Genomic DNA, 14,597 nt, shown 5'->3' with positions numbered 1-14,597 from the left:
ACCACTAGTTCATATCAGATAATAGTACTCTTAGCAGGACCTATTAGAGTACTTTCACCTACGTTCTCTCGGATGAACGATACTGAGGACGCGACAGATGGGATTTCACGTCGGGGCACGCTCGTCAAGAGCGGACTTGCACTGGGTGCCCTTTCCAGCCTGGCAGGCTGTCTGAGCGGAGGCGGAAATCAAGAGATCACACCGATTGCCGACGAACTGACCGTCTGGCACGCGATGGGCGGGACGAACGGAGAGACGCTCGACGGAATCGCCGCCGATTTCGAGAGCGAATACGGGACATCGGTGAACATGGAGTTTCAGGATTCCTACGAGAACGTACTCACGAACACGCTCGCAGGGTTCGACTCCGGAAGTGTCTCGGACATGTTGCAAGTCGACAGCCTGTTCGCTCAGCAAGTGCTCGATACTGGAAGGGTACGACCGGTTGAGAACATTCTCCCGGATGATTTTGATACGGACGATTTCCTCGATAACGTCGCGGAGTTCTTCACCGTCGATGGCGAACTCGCGTCGCTGCCGTTCAACAACTCGAACGCGATCATGTACATCAACCGTGATGCCTTCGAGGAAGCCGGGCTCGACCCTGACGACCCACCGCGCACGCTCGCAGAGGTGCGGTCTGCCTCCGAGCAACTCGTCGATCAGGATGTCACCCAGTACGGGATCACTTGGCCGAACCACGTCTGGTTCGTCGAAACGTGGTACGGCTTCGAAGGCGAACTCATGACCGACGCCGAAAACGGGCACGCGGGCGACCCTTCGACGTTCCGAACGCCGGACTCGATCCACGATCTCTTCGACTGGTGGAAGGGGATGGCCGACGACGGTCTCTATACGAACCCGGGAATCGAGGCGTGGGGCGAGGCAACGTCGCTGTTCATCGAACAGGAGACCGCGATGGTCCTGACGAGTACCGCGTCGGTCTCGGGATTGATCGCCGACTCCGAGGACTTCGAGGTCGATGCAGCCCCCTATCCGAGTATCAGTGAGACTCGCGTCGGACCGGTTATCGGCGGTGCGTCGTTTTACGTCCCCGAGGGACTCCCCGAGGATCGCTACGAGGAAATCGGACAGTTGCTCCAGTACATGGCCCAACCCGAGGTACAGACCGAGTGGCACAAAGGGTCTGGCTACTACCCGATTACCCAAAGCTCGGTCGACTCGCTCAGAGCGGACGGCTGGTTCGAGGAGAACCCGATGTACAACGTCGCACTCGAGCAACTCCAGAACGGTGACGCTGATGATCCGGCGACGAAACGGGCCCTGCTCGGACCGGCACGGAACGTCCAGACTACCATTCAGGACAAATCGGTCGACATCATCAACGCCGACGATATCGGGTCGGAGATCGGCGCCATGAAAGACGAGGTCGAAACGATTCTCGACGACTACTACAACTGATCAGCGGGTCCCATTATCATGTCCACGCGAGAAATATTCGATGGGCGGCTCGAGGCAGCGCTGTTGCTCTTGCCGACGATCATCGTGTCGGTCGTGTTCCTGTATTATCCGACGGCACTGGCGGTCCGAACCAGTTTCTTCGACTCTGGGTTCGGTCGACAGGACGAGTTCGTCGGCTTCGAAAATTACACCACGCTGCTTACCAGCTCGGACTATCACTCGAGTATCCTGCTGTCGGTACTGTTCGCCGCGATCGTTGTCGTCGGCGTGATCTCGTTTTCGCTGTACGTGACGTTTCTCATCCACGAGGTGGAGTACGGCCAGACTGCGTATTTGCTCTCCGTCATTTGGCCGTACGCGCTCCCGCCGGCAGTCGGTGCGCTCGTGTTCTTGTTCATGTTACATCCGACGCTAGGCGTCTTAACCGGGCCAATCGAGGCGCTCGGGATCGACCTCGACTGGTTCAGTAACGGGTCGCAAGCGTTCGTCGTCGTGGCCCTCGCGGCGATCTGGAAGCAGATCGGCTACAACGTGATCTTCATGATTGCTTCGATGAACACGATTCCCGACGCACTCACCGAAACCGCTCGACTCGATGGAGTGAGTCGGTTTCGTCGTCTCGTCTCCGTCTACGTCCCGATAATGACCCCCACGCTGTTCTTCCTCGTGATCATCAACACGATTTACGCGTTCTTTAGTACGTTCGCGCTCGTCGATCTGCTGACCAGCGGTGGTCCCTCGGGCGCGACGAACATCCTGATCTTCGATCTGTATCAGGAGGGGTTCTCGTTCTTCAATTTCGGCATCGCATCCACGAAATCGGTCGTCCTCTTTCTGGTCGTTGGCATCCTCATGTACGTCCAATTTCGTGTGACTGACAAGTACTCGTACTACGGTGGGTAGAATGGACGGAGTCATCCAATACACGAAACGCCGAATCGATGCAGTGATCGGACGATCCCCCGAGCAGACGGAACAGGGGAGCAACGCTGGCGTCCATCTACAACTCTGGGTGTTGGTGTTGCTGGTGGTGTTTCCCATCGCCGTCGCCCTCATCGTGAGTACGAAACAACAGGGGATCGTCACGAGCCTCGGCAATCTCGCTCCCGGAACGTACGCGCTCGAGAACTATCGGGAGGCGATCGTCGACTACAACTTCGGCCGGTTCATGTGGAACTCGCTGGTGATGTCGACCGTCGTCGTCGCTGGGAAGCTCGTCATCTCAGTCTGTGCGGCGATGGCGATCGTCTACTATCGGGTTCCCTACAAGGACCTCGTGTTCTTGTTCATCCTATTTACGCTCCTGCTACCCGTCCCGGTTCGGTTTATTCCGCTGTATCAGTTGATCAACGACTTCGGGTGGGGAAACAGTTTGCTCGCGATCACCGTTCCGTATCTCGCCAGCGCGACGGCGGTGTTCATCCTTCGACAGCACTTCCTCTCGATTCCGACGTCGATCGTCGAAACCGCCAAATTAGACGGCGTCGGACCGATAAAATTCATGGTCTACGTGCTGATCCCGATGTCGAAAGGCGTCCTCGTCGGCGTCTCCATCATCATGTTCGTCTACGCGTGGAATCAGTACCTCTGGCCCCTGGTAATTATCAACTCGGAGGCCAATCAGGTTGCACAGGTCGGCTTGCAGTTGCTTCAGGGCGACGTTCAGGGTGGCCAACTCTCCTGGTCACTGGTAATGGCGGGATCGATTCTAACCCTGATTCCGCCGCTGGTCTTGATGATCATCTTCCGGAAACCGCTCCTCGAAACGTTCACCATCCAACAGAAATAACAATGACAACAATCAAACTACGGAATCTCCGTAAGGAGTTCGACGATGTCGTCGCCGTCAACGGAATCGACCTCACCATCGAAGACGGGGAGTTCCTCGTGATCGTCGGTCCGAGTGGCTGTGGCAAGAGTACGACGCTCCGGCTCCTCGCCGGGCTCGAGCAGGCAACGGACGGCCGGATCGGTATGAACGGCCGGGACGTCACCGATACCGAGCCGAAAAACAGGAACGTCGCGATGGTGTTCCAGAACTACGCGCTCTATCCACACATGACGGGGCGACGGAACATCACCTTCGGAATGAAGTCGACCGGATCGTTCACCGACGAGGATATCGACCGGCGAGTCGAGGAGGTCGCGGAGACGCTCGACATTACGAATCTCCTCGATCGAAAACCCCAAGCCATGTCCGGCGGCGAACGCCAGCGGATCGCACTCGGTCGCGCGATCGTCCGCGATCCGGACGCGTTTTTGATGGACGAGCCGCTCTCGAATCTGGACGCGAAACTCCGGATTCAGATGCGCGCCGAGCTAACGAGACTCCACGCGGAACTCCAGACGACGACGATTTACGTCACACACGACCAGACGGAGGCCATGACGCTCGGCGAACGAGTCGTCGTCATGAACGACGGGCAGATCATGCAGGTCGACTCGCCACAGGTGCTGTACGATTTCCCGGAGAATCGCTTCGTCGCCGAGTTCATCGGCGATCCGGCGATGAATATGATCGATGTCACGGTCGAACACGGGACCGCGGTCCACGACGCCTTCGAACTGCCACTTCCCAGCGATGGTGGCGAAGACGGGATCACCGAAACGAGCCCTGCCGCTCGGCAATCGAAAGAGCAGCGGGCCGCGATTCTCGGTATTCGCCCGGAGGACTTCTATCTGGCACGGGAGTACCCAAATCTCGGCGACGAGAGGTTCACAGCGACGGTCGACGTCACCGAACCGCTCGGAGATAGCCTCCTCATACACTGTTCGGTTGGCGACGCCGCTTTCAAAATCCAGGCCGAACCGCGAACGTCGCTGCAGACGGGTGACGAGATTACGGTCACGTACGATCCGGAGCGACTCCACCTCTTCGACCTGGAGACCGGTGAGGCAGTCTATCACTCGGCGAACGCTCCCGCGTCACCCGAGCGAGTCGAACAGGCCCCTCGAGGGTAGACGGCCTGTGAGTCGCCCGTTCGGAGTACCCGTACACCGACTACAGTTCAGTTCAATACCGTGGTTGACCGCGATTTTCGATGGAGAGTACGGTTGGACTGGCCGCGACCTCGACGGATCGGACACTCCTCACGAAACGACGATGGGGATGGGATTTACCGCTCGCGACGTTGCTCGCGGCAAAATATGGCGGGGATGGGATTCGAACCACGCCCGAGAACCTGCTCGCTACGCTCGCAGAACCTCGGTCTGATTCAAATCCCACCGTTTCGTTTTCCGCTCGCGAGCTCCTCGTGGTTCGAAAGACGCTGGGCGTCTTTCGTCATCACGAAACGGCTTCGCTCGTCGTATCGTACTCGTGCGAAGACGGTGGGGATGGGATTTGAACCACGCCCGAGAACCTGCTCACTACGCTCGCAGAACCTCGGTCTAATTCAAATCCATCTTGACGCTTTGCTCCTCACGTCCGTTCATCTTGAGAACGGAGTTCTCACGGGCGTTCGCTCGCATTACTCGCGAACGCGTCGCAAAAGCGGTGGGGATGGGATTTGAACCCATGAGGCTTGACAGCCACCTGCTCTCAAGGCAGGCGCGTTGGGCCGCTCTGCCACCCCACCGGGTTGACACTTTCCGAACCCCGTCACGTCCTGCGATTTCACCGGCTTCGACCGACGAAACCATGACGACCACTCAGACCATCGCAGTTCGATTGAACCGACCTGTAAATGCCGGAATCGCCGTCATCGGGGTGTGTACCGATGTCTAACCCCGAGAAAGTTGAAGGTGTCGTTCTTATTCCCGGTCCCTCGCGCAAATACCTCAACGAACGGCAATTAATCGCCTACAAGGGGTTTCGGCAGAAGTACATCAAATGGCTCGCTCGGATGGGTAACGACCCGGAAAAGCTCGAGGGTTACGCTCACGACACCGCGAGAAACTACGCGAGTATCACCGACAAGTTCCACCGATGGGCTTGGGAGAATCGAGGTGGTTACACTCTCGATCTCGAGCATGATGACGCCGACGAATACCTACAGGAACAGGTATTCTCTGATAAGGAATACTCCGGATCACATCTACATAACGTAAAGCTCGCTCTCAAAGCGTACTTCCGATTCCGAAATGACACCGATGAGTGGCAGTCTGAAATCTCTATCAGTTCCCCATCAGGTGCTACTCAACCGAAGGATTATGTGACAATGGACGAACGGAAAGCACTTCGTGAAGCTGCTCTCGAATTCGGAACTGTTCCCGCCTACGCTGCTCTATCGCCGGAAAAACGGTCGGAATGGAAAAGATTCCTTGCACGTCGATACGGGAAACCGATCAACAAGATATCACAAGACGATTGGGACCGTGCAAACGGATTCAAGTATCCCAGTATCGTCCACACGTCTCTCGATGCAGGGTTACGGCCCGTTGAAGTCGGGCGGGCCAAAACGTACTGGGTAGACGTAGAGAACGCCGCACTCCGAATCCCTGAGAGCGAATCCTCGAAGAACGAAGACAACTGGACTGTTAGCCTCCGGCATGAAACAGCAGAATATCTGGCACGATGGCTTGAAGAGCGTGAAATGTACGATAAGTATAACGAAACGGACCAGCTGTGGCTCACTCGCCATGAGAATCCCTACAGTTCGTCGTCACTCACTTACTTGATCAATAGCCTCTGTGAAATCGCCGAGATCGATCGAAATCTATCGTGGTACGCTATCCGCCATTCTACCGGGACATATATGGCTCGGGAAGAAGATCTCGCAGCAGCGCAATCTCAGCTTCGACACAAGCGAGCCGAGACGACGATGAAATACGATCAGGCTCCAGTGGAAGACCGACGTAACGCGCTTGACCGGATTGGATGATGTGACATCACACGAATATACAAGATTTAATTGGAGTCACAGATAGTACTATAATATGGAATCTCCTTACCATTTTGAGATATACGAAAGAACGAATGACCTACAACCGGGCTTTGTTACACAAAATTTCGGCCCTGAAAATGGTGTTTCTCGGGCTGGAAAAGCTAAGATCACCAAAGCTGGAGGATATAATGGAGATATTATTATTAGGGCTGAATGTGCCTTTGAAAGGTATGAGGAAGTGGGTATCCTTGATGAGGATGATAATAAAGTAGACGAATTCAAGATAGAAATAGGAGAATACCACAATCTGAGCTTGGAAGAAGTTGACAAATCAGATCGCTCGAGAAGAAGAATTGAAAAAGGGGATAAAAGAAAAACAGTTGTCTTTGCAATAGGCGACTATATACTATTTAACGCAGATAGTGACGTGGATGTAGATGATCTATTGTCTCTTTTGTCACAAGACTCGGAAAAAGTCCACCTAAAATCAGATGCTGAATTTTCGTCTGGATTAGAATCGGTCCAAAAAGATGCTGAACCCTTTGAAATGGAGTTAACAGGAGGACCTGACCAAACCCAACGACTTGAAGACTCCAAGGCGGTAGTCCCTTCTAAGAATAGGACTGATGTGTATATTAATCACGAAGAGGATACAATATCTGTGGACGGGAACTTAAGCGAGTTAGAAGCCGTGAAAGAGGCTATTGATGCTTTCCAGCATCAGTGATATGGATCACGTGACATCCGTGACTCCACAATTAAGTCTGCTTCTAACTCATACGTTTTGCAAACATTTGCTACTAATTTTTCGACCCATGGCTCCGCCTTGGGAGAGACTCTAATTGTGTCAATGACTGTTTCTAGATCAACATCAACTGTCCTCCCAGGATCATAGTGATCGCCGTCTAAATCCTCGCTTCGAATATCTTCTGCTGTTATCTCTCTCGATTTTCCCTCTTCTTGCCAAGGAAGATCTTGAATAATGGCTCGCACTTCAGATTCATGCCTAAAACTCCCTCTTTTATATATGAAAGGAGAAAGTGTATCGCCTAATCCTTGCCATCCTGGAATATCATCCTCTTCATAGTTAATGTAATCCACTTTACTAATATATACTTCTTCTTCAGTGTCTAGACCATCGATTAGGTCATCAATAGTAGATTGGATACATATTCCTTGGTTAGACCTAAGATAAATATCCCACATCGCTGCGGATTCTCCGCCATTAAGATGCCAACAATTCAAAAATGTATATTTTTTACAAAGTTTCCGAAATTTCGGTAATAATTGAACCGACCAATTTACCGACTTTTCATGAAATATGTCCTCCCGTACGTTTTCCTCATGTGTCTGGGGTAAAGAACCCTCAAAGGGATCATCGAAATTATCTGCTCTTGAAAAGAAAAAGTATTGGTTTTCCAACATTGATATGAACTGTGTGAAATCCATATATCTCCAAATTTTATTTGGGTCATCCGGACTTGGAAGAGTGCATTTTGGATGAGGAGTGTAGCCCATAGGTGCATCACATTATGCAACAGATATAACTATTTTCCAATCAAGGTGAAGCTATGAACTCTGGAGTAATCTACCTGGCCGAATCAGATAAGGAGCTTCCTGAAATCCGAGAGCAAGTCACTTTACCGGACAACCATGACTACGAGAATCTCTTAGAAGCAGTTGAAGTTGAAAGGAATGTAGAATTAGACTCTTATTCTCAAAATGCACAACAGGGAACGATAGCAGCAGAAAGAGTTATTGAAACGGACGATACTAGAATTAACGAAGACTCAATATCAGAATATACTATAGAAGAGAAGACAGTGGTGTCCACTGACTTTCTTCATTTCCCCGGGAAGTTTTTTGCAGTCTCGAGCAGCAGTGGGAACTTCGCCATTGACGTAGTCAATCAACACACAGGCGCATCTATAGCTAATTCTAAAGTGAATATTGAAGGATTCATTGAACAAAAACTGGATCAACAAATAGATATCGATCCTTGGAAAATTGGTTTCTACGGTAAACATGGGTCAATAGAAAATGGTGTTGTACACGGCGATTCTGTCCTTAAAGATGAGGACATAGGGGATGTGCTAGATATAGCAGACAAGAATCAGATTGGTCTTGATTACGAGTATTCAGGGGAGCAAATAAGAATGTTTGCCTCTGAGAGTGGGTACATAGAGGTTTATCAACCCAACGATTTTACATCTAGTCAGTTTTGCGAATATGTGGACAACGAGATCCTCCCAGTGTTAAAACGCGAATGATATCCAAAGGAAACAGAATAACATAAGAGTTATACTATCTGCGAATGATTTTCAAGCAGATTATTCCATGCCTGTCTCGACCGCGATGTATGAGATTGAGGGTGGATTTGACGGGGAGGACCTCAAATCCAATTTATCAGAAGTGCAACTAGAGCGGAGATCTGAACTTGCAGACGGACCTCTGCGCACACGGTTCATGGAAATAAATGAGACAACAAATGGAATTTCGTGTGTTATCCAGTATGAGATTGAAATTGAGCGATCTGGTTGGGATGGTGTTGAGTATGAACGTGAACGTCACCAGGCCCGAATTAGATTCACAGATGTGATTGGTGAGGGGGGTGTCCTAATTGTAGCAAAAGGTGATCATCAAAGTATAATCGCATCCCGTTTGATTGACTTCTTTGGGGTTGGGCCGAATCCATCTGCAGCTGGTACGGCAGATAGTCTGGGAATAGCAAGAGTGGAAATCTCAGAAGAGAATTTAAAGAACATTCTTAGTGATGATGGCAATGTAGAGTCCCGCGCAACATATGATTCAATTGATGAGAACACATCTAGCGCATCTTTAGCAGGAGCATTAGGTGACTCAAGTCCTGCTAGTGAATTCAATGAAAGAGGGAATAAACGATGGGTCATATTTGAGTCCCTTTCGTTTGAGAGAAAAGTTGGCATCACTGTGAAGAACGATGCAGTAGTCTTTTGGGGGGATTGGAATGATGCAGAGATGGAAAGGTACTGGTCTCGAATTGTTCTTCCCAATCTCGATTAGGAGTATAAGGTGACGAGTTTGTACGTCATGTCAATAATTTCGTCAACCTCCCCCTCCTCATAGTTTCTTACAGTAACCTTTTGATCATCATATTCCAATTCGATATTTTCATTGGAGGTCTTTAGTCTGTGAAAGTTCATATTGGAAAAAAGGTGGTTGAATTCCGGTGGTTCACCTGTATCACAGCTAAGGGAGTAGGTCCCTCCATCTAGATTCTGTGGGATAGAAGCCTCAATATCTCTCAATAAGTCGTACTCTCTAAATAGTAGATCTTTCAGCCGATGGTATGGCAGTTCTGCTGTTACCTCTACCCGGATAGTATTGACTATCCGTTCTGAGTTACCACTTCCATCTGGTCTATGATCAGAAGTGCTTGTAGGTTCTAGCGAAAAGTGTCCCTGCGAACTTTCTTCGTGGAATAATCTAACGTCAACATCAAAATCATTGTTACCGCGTGTCTTGGGAAATTCAAAATGGTCTTTCATTCCTGTAGCTTGAACTCCAAACTCTTCCCAGAGTTCATCACTCAGCTCCTGGAGTTCGACTTCTTTATCATTCACATCATATGCGCGTGTTAATTTTGAGTCGATAGTAAAATCTCCGTTAAAGAGGCGTTTTTTCACATGGTTTGCATAGTACTTAGTTTTTAGATTAGCATCATCTGGTAAAGCCCACTGTATAAATAAAGTTGCAATTGCACCAACTAGTGTCGCAATGAAGGTGGTGATAAGGCTAAAAAGCTGGAGAGCCGATTCAGATCCGATGATTTGAATTTGCATTACGTGTTTATACCGGAATCCACGGATGGCTTTTTGATTATTTGCGACCCTACCTAGCAGTAGGGAAGGGGACTCTATTCACCTTACTTTTATTGTTCGCCACTTAAGAAAGCTACCGATGTCCGGACTGAAAGTGAAAGTGGTCTTTAGAGACGCTCTGACATCGAAATCGTCTTTGAGACACTAGACTATCCCTCAAAACGAGGCTCCATAGCGTTCTAAGCTAATCAGTAACTAAATTCCGGCCCCTAATAATATATTTTAACTGCCAATATTCGATCACAGCTTCAAGGGTAATTTTGGGACTTTTGGGTTGCCATCGCTTGCGATATAGAGGGTTATTGTGGATCATTCTGGTAGAGGGAATTGACATTCCATCGAAATTGGAAACTCACCATGAGAAACTAAATGTCTGGGTTCAGCGAATGGTACCCGGACGTGTCGGGGGTAATCCCCGACATTAGAGAGATTATTATATCTCAGCGCTTGTAGGGTTGCGCCCTGTCCGGGATCATCCCTGACATCGTCGGAGATCTGTGAGCCGATCCCAGACAGGTGAAACCCTCGAAAACAGCACTTTTACCAACTAACTCTCGCTGTTGATGATGTGCGTCTGGGATGTCCGGGATAGATTTCTATTAGGGGAAAAAGAAGAATATAGTACTTAGAGAGTGATAGAGAAGTTTAATAGAGTGTTCGGATTTATCCCGGACATCCCCGACACACGTGATTAGGGAACGTGGATCTGAATCAGAGTATCTTAGCACTTCGTACAATGACTCGTAGTTATCTACAGCGAATATCCACTTAGACGACTGATAGAGGTAAGGTAGTAGTGTAGTGTGAGCAACCCGAGAGACCGATATGCCTCTAAGAAATAACCACCGATTAGATAGAAGAATGTTCATCAGTGCTGGCACTGTGACGACCATAACCGCTCTTGCTGGGTGTATAGGCGGATCAAGTAACAATGATGATGGGCCAAACTACGACGATGACCTTGACAAGTACCCCGATGCCAATGATATAGATGCCGAGACCGAACTGATTGACGATGACAGCGACGAGTATGACGTGGGATACACCAACCCGGATGAATCGGTGTTTGCCGGTTTAATCGTCGGTATCGGGGATACAGTTGACGAGGCAGAGGATTCTATGTCAGACATTGTGGAAGATATGATGGTTCGTGGAGCAAATGAGGTTGATATCGCTGACAATGGCCAAATCGGGGAACTTGACGGATTCACTGTCCTTGCATTCCGTGATTCGAACGCAGTCGGCACAGTCGTTGCTGGGCAACTTACCGGGTTCAGCCTTTCTCCGGCGGACACGCTCGCGATGGACGTGGCTGAATCTACCATCAACCATTGGAGAGATCAATGAGGACCACGTCAAATATCCAACGTTTGATCTGTTATGCCCTTCCGGAAGCTACAAATTCGGTTCCAGTGAATCACCTTGTCTGATAATATCTCCTGATTGAACTAATTTCTCGAGCAAATGTTCGACTCGGTCTGGTTCTATTCCCACTTGTGAAGTCACTCGTTTGGCAACTACTGATTTTCTCACAGGATCTTTCTCAAAGAGTTCTTCCAGCGTCTGCCGAATAGCTCGCTGTTCGTCAACCATGTCATGGGCGAGAATACCTCCATCGAGCGCTACTCGTTCTTCCCACTCCATGGAATCATCTTCTGGCTCGCTCAAAACCCTGTGATCCGTTACTCCGGAACTAAGCTCAGCGATAGGGTGATCATCTCGGTTAGTTTTGACCCAGACATTCTCGAATTCGTAGGTATATCCTTCGGTCAGCACGAAATCATCATCAGCTGGAATCTCATACCGGAGAAAGTTTCCTTCAGAATCCTCGAGCGTACCTTTTCCTGAGAGCCATTCTGGAGGTGTTTGCCGTTCCAGAACAGTTGCTTCGAACGAATTCCATCCTGGGGTGATATCCTCGAAACCTGAACCCACGCTCATAGGTCCATCTTTGAACTGCTCAGGAAGATCAGCGTAGTCATATGCTGCTGATTCACGATATATCTCCCGGATTGACTTCAGATGTACCTCTCCGATATAGTCGACTGCATCATCTGTGAAACGGATACCGTCAATCACATATGGTCGCTCATCACCAATCTTCGGCCGTCGCTGTTCATATTCACAGGTGCGCTTGAAGTTTCGCCAAAACACGTTAGCTTCGGCAGGATTTGGATCTCCGCCTGCTTTTGCGAATTTCGTGAACACGCCATGTACGGCATCCTTTGGAAGTACGCCTGTGACATCTTCCTCAATGCATCGCTGAGCGAATTTCAAAATGGGGTCAGCTTCGGCCATGTAATCCTTGAACCGCTCTTCCGCTGTCGTCCCCATTTCGCTCGAGAATTGACCACGACTTTCGACGTGATCTATGGCATTGAGGGCGTAATTAAGTAATCCAGACAATTCAGTTTCGTTAGTAAGCTCGTCAAGTAGTTCTTCTCGAGGACGACGATCACGATGTCCATCGTTCGGATCATCGGTGTATCTGTACGGCATCTCAATGTCGAGTAAGCGTCTCGCAATAGCACTGCTATTCTCGTAGAACCGCGGACGTTCGTTAGCTGCGAAAGCCAACTTTGCTTCATTCCCGAGATCGAACGCTGGCTCGTGTTTCTCTTCCACTTGGACGGGGTCTCCACCTGTGAGCTTCTTTATGTACTCAAGCTGTTCGGAATTAATAGAGCCGCCTGACACATCTCCGTCAAGATTCACCATCTTTCCCTCGAGCGAACTCATATGAAAACGCGAGCCAGATGTCATTGAGCGAAGCGAAACGCTTGAAGTATTATCTGAGCCAAAGAATGATCGGACTATCTCGAAATAGATTCCTTTACCATTCCCCCCCGGACCGTGTAGGAGCAAGAATCGGTGTGGATCGTAACCCGGTGTGAGACAGAAACCAAGCCATTCAATTAGAGTTTCTGCGTCCTCCTTCGATGCAGTCACCTCGTGAACGAACTGTTGAATGTTAGGGCAATCGGCATTTTCGTCCCATGATACGGCTACCCCACGTGTGAAATTGAATTCAGGACTATGTGGGAAGGTTTTTCGCGTATCAAGATCGAGGACACAGTCTTGAAGATTAACTAATCGCTGATCTTCTGCTCCGGCGTTTAGATCGTCACGCGATACCAGATTACACGATTTGACGATATCGATTACACGTCCTACCTTTGTCGGTCCGATATTGATCGGCTCATTCTGATTAACTTCTTCCTTGATAAGCGTTTCACCGCCCTTCTTATATATTCCAGAACTCTCGTGATAAACGAACATTGGCGTTTTATCTAGAGTATCACCTTCAGGACGAGGAATGAGAAACTCAAAGTCATCTTGGAGTAGCTCAGCAGCTTTTGCCACTTGAACATCAGGGCTCGGTCGATCATCTGCATTAATTTGTGGGAATATCCACCCATCAAATCGCACATGCCAAGGCGCATCGTCGGATAGAGAACTCCTATTTAGTGTGTAAAATTCAGTACGCCCTTCCAGCGACTTCTCGATTGTGTGCTCACCGTAAGTTTGAGAACCACGGTTCTCGTCCCATTTTGAGCGCATTAGATCTGACTGGCGGAATAATCGATCTATCTGAGTATCATCACCGCCTGTCCAAAACGCAAGCATTCCACAAAGAGCAAGGTCAGCTTCACTGTGACTTTCGTAACCCGATGTGTTGCCTTCCCATAGACTCTTGAACTTGCTGCTATTTTTAGAACTCCTTATCTTCTCAAGCACTTCCTCGTCAGTGAGCGAATTAGAAACATCAGAATCGGCATCTCTATCGCTTGTCTGCTCATCTTCGTTATCAGCGATGTATCTGGTGTGTATGTCGGCAATTTCGTCATTTACTTCGCATACCTCTTTAGGGGTTTCATTGATGTGATGGCCGGTTACAGTGAGAAATCGACTTTGATCATAGATTTCGATATGCCCGTCTGCATCATTGATCTCACCACGGTTTCCTCCGTCAGGAACGAACCCCAGGCCAAACAGACGTACTCCGGTACCTGAAGGTGATACTTCGGCGTAGGTTGAAACGCTGTCAACCAAATCTGTCGCCCATGATTCAATGTCGCCCGAAGTAGGATCACGGCAGTCGTCAAGATCGACGCCGACAAAGAGATCCTCCTCGTGAACCACGAACCCTATTCCATCCGTATTAGTGCCATCCTCCTCGTGATAGGCAAGAGCGTCACTGAATGAAGACCAAGTGTTATCGTCAGTCGAACTGGCATATCTACCGTTATCGACGTTGACCGGAACTTTCGTCCATTCACCACGTCCGTCATCAAGTTCGTAACGCCAGCAAACCCACTGTGACTGATCTGCAAGTACGTCAGGAATTGTCTCTGGTTTCAGCTCGAGCCCTATCGGTCGCTTTGGCTGGTCGTCACTCATAATCTATCGTCTCCCATTAGGTCGAATAATTCAGCCAATGTTGATGGTCGAAGGATAGCCGACAGAGCCTCCTCAACGTGAGAGTGAC

At 49.7% G+C, this 14,597-nt stretch carries 12 protein-coding genes and 1 tRNA gene; 9 read left to right on the top strand and 4 right to left on the bottom strand.

All coding sequences use genetic code 11. The features are described 5' to 3' along the window. The first annotated feature begins 234 nt into the window (after positions 1–234). The 4 genes from ACSBP4_RS14515 to ACSBP4_RS14500 are packed head-to-tail and all read left to right on the top strand — an operon-like array spanning position 235 to position 4,383. A complete protein-coding gene (locus tag ACSBP4_RS14515) occupies positions 235–1,422 on the top strand; it encodes an ABC transporter substrate-binding protein (protein WP_076145975.1) in 1,188 nt (395 codons plus the stop codon). Positions 1,423–1,440: 18 nt separating this feature from the next. After that, positions 1,441–2,325 carry a carbohydrate ABC transporter permease gene (locus tag ACSBP4_RS14510; protein ID WP_076145974.1) on the top strand — a complete coding sequence of 295 codons (885 nt, stop codon included), beginning with the start codon at positions 1,441–1,443 and terminating at the stop codon, positions 2,323–2,325. Position 2,326: 1 nt separating this feature from the next. After that, complete coding sequence (locus tag ACSBP4_RS14505; protein WP_435552611.1) at positions 2,327–3,211, top strand: carbohydrate ABC transporter permease; 885 nt, start codon at positions 2,327–2,329, stop codon at positions 3,209–3,211. Positions 3,212–3,213: 2 nt separating this feature from the next. Beyond that, on the top strand, positions 3,214–4,383 hold the full coding sequence (locus ACSBP4_RS14500) for an ABC transporter ATP-binding protein (RefSeq protein ID WP_435552610.1): 1,170 nt from the start codon (positions 3,214–3,216) through the stop codon (positions 4,381–4,383). Between the two features lie 533 nt (positions 4,384–4,916). Here the strand turns inward: ACSBP4_RS14500 and ACSBP4_RS14495 are convergent. Continuing rightward, positions 4,917–5,000: transfer RNA gene (locus ACSBP4_RS14495), tRNA-Ser, on the bottom strand. A gap of 141 nt (positions 5,001–5,141) precedes the next feature. Here ACSBP4_RS14495 and ACSBP4_RS14490 point away from each other — a divergent pair. After that, positions 5,142–6,245, top strand: a complete 1,104-nt coding sequence (locus tag ACSBP4_RS14490; RefSeq protein WP_435552609.1) for a tyrosine-type recombinase/integrase — start codon at positions 5,142–5,144, stop codon at positions 6,243–6,245. Between the two features lie 55 nt (positions 6,246–6,300). Further along, complete coding sequence (locus tag ACSBP4_RS14485) at positions 6,301–6,975, top strand: hypothetical protein (RefSeq protein ID WP_435552608.1); 675 nt, start codon at positions 6,301–6,303, stop codon at positions 6,973–6,975. Here the strand turns inward: ACSBP4_RS14485 and ACSBP4_RS14480 are convergent. Beyond that, positions 6,969–7,766: a hypothetical protein gene (locus ACSBP4_RS14480; protein WP_435552607.1), complete on the bottom strand. Its 798-nt coding sequence runs from the start codon at positions 7,764–7,766 to the stop codon at positions 6,969–6,971. The two genes, ACSBP4_RS14485 and ACSBP4_RS14480, sit on opposite strands and share 7 nt — an antisense overlap. 53 nt (positions 7,767–7,819) lie before the next feature. Between ACSBP4_RS14480 and ACSBP4_RS14475 the strand changes: the two genes are divergently transcribed. Together ACSBP4_RS14475 and ACSBP4_RS14470 are read left to right on the top strand one after the other, a co-directional pair. Further along, positions 7,820–8,518 (top strand): hypothetical protein, encoded by a 699-nt coding sequence (locus tag ACSBP4_RS14475; protein WP_435552606.1) that lies wholly within the window; start codon positions 7,820–7,822, stop codon positions 8,516–8,518. An 85-nt stretch (positions 8,519–8,603) separates the two neighbouring features. Beyond that, positions 8,604–9,290: a hypothetical protein gene (locus tag ACSBP4_RS14470; protein ID WP_435552605.1), complete on the top strand. Its 687-nt coding sequence runs from the start codon at positions 8,604–8,606 to the stop codon at positions 9,288–9,290. Here the strand turns inward: ACSBP4_RS14470 and ACSBP4_RS14465 are convergent. Then, entirely contained in the window at positions 9,287–10,069 is a 783-nt protein-coding gene (locus tag ACSBP4_RS14465) for a hypothetical protein (protein ID WP_435552604.1), read from the bottom strand. The two genes, ACSBP4_RS14470 and ACSBP4_RS14465, sit on opposite strands and share 4 nt — an antisense overlap. Before the next feature lie 900 nt (positions 10,070–10,969). Here ACSBP4_RS14465 and ACSBP4_RS14460 point away from each other — a divergent pair. Beyond that, complete coding sequence (locus tag ACSBP4_RS14460) at positions 10,970–11,455, top strand: hypothetical protein (protein WP_435552603.1); 486 nt, start codon at positions 10,970–10,972, stop codon at positions 11,453–11,455. A 48-nt stretch (positions 11,456–11,503) separates the two neighbouring features. Here the strand turns inward: ACSBP4_RS14460 and ACSBP4_RS14455 are convergent, their stop codons facing one another. Beyond that, on the bottom strand, positions 11,504–14,509 hold the full coding sequence (locus ACSBP4_RS14455) for a phage/plasmid primase, P4 family (protein WP_435552602.1): 3,006 nt from the start codon (positions 14,507–14,509) through the stop codon (positions 11,504–11,506). Positions 14,510–14,597 lie beyond the last annotated feature (88 nt).

The organism is Natrinema sp. CGMCC1.2065, assembly GCF_051225675.1.
GTDB lineage: Archaea > Halobacteriota > Halobacteria > Halobacteriales > Natrialbaceae > Natrinema > Natrinema thermotolerans.
Note: the sequence above shows the minus strand (reverse complement) of the source record. Positions and strands in the feature narration are given on the sequence as shown.

Bases quoted from the DNA above. Each gene is read 5' to 3' on its own strand.
- ACSBP4_RS14515 (WP_076145975.1), top strand. From the start codon at position 235: ATGGGCGGGACGAACGGAGAGACGCTCGACGGAATCGCCGCCGATTTC.
- ACSBP4_RS14510 (WP_076145974.1), top strand. From the start codon at position 1,441: ATGTCCACGCGAGAAATATTCGATGGGCGGCTCGAGGCAGCGCTGTTG.
- ACSBP4_RS14505 (WP_435552611.1), top strand. From the start codon at position 2,327: ATGGACGGAGTCATCCAATACACGAAACGCCGAATCGATGCAGTGATC.
- ACSBP4_RS14500 (WP_435552610.1), top strand. From the start codon at position 3,214: ATGACAACAATCAAACTACGGAATCTCCGTAAGGAGTTCGACGATGTC.
- ACSBP4_RS14490 (WP_435552609.1), top strand. From the start codon at position 5,142: ATGTCTAACCCCGAGAAAGTTGAAGGTGTCGTTCTTATTCCCGGTCCC.
- ACSBP4_RS14485 (WP_435552608.1), top strand. From the start codon at position 6,301: ATGGAATCTCCTTACCATTTTGAGATATACGAAAGAACGAATGACCTA.
- ACSBP4_RS14480 (WP_435552607.1), bottom strand. From the start codon at position 7,766: ATGGGCTACACTCCTCATCCAAAATGCACTCTTCCAAGTCCGGATGAC.
- ACSBP4_RS14475 (WP_435552606.1), top strand. From the start codon at position 7,820: ATGAACTCTGGAGTAATCTACCTGGCCGAATCAGATAAGGAGCTTCCT.
- ACSBP4_RS14470 (WP_435552605.1), top strand. From the start codon at position 8,604: ATGTATGAGATTGAGGGTGGATTTGACGGGGAGGACCTCAAATCCAAT.
- ACSBP4_RS14465 (WP_435552604.1), bottom strand. From the start codon at position 10,069: ATGCAAATTCAAATCATCGGATCTGAATCGGCTCTCCAGCTTTTTAGC.
- ACSBP4_RS14460 (WP_435552603.1), top strand. From the start codon at position 10,970: ATGTTCATCAGTGCTGGCACTGTGACGACCATAACCGCTCTTGCTGGG.
- ACSBP4_RS14455 (WP_435552602.1), bottom strand. From the start codon at position 14,509: ATGAGTGACGACCAGCCAAAGCGACCGATAGGGCTCGAGCTGAAACCA.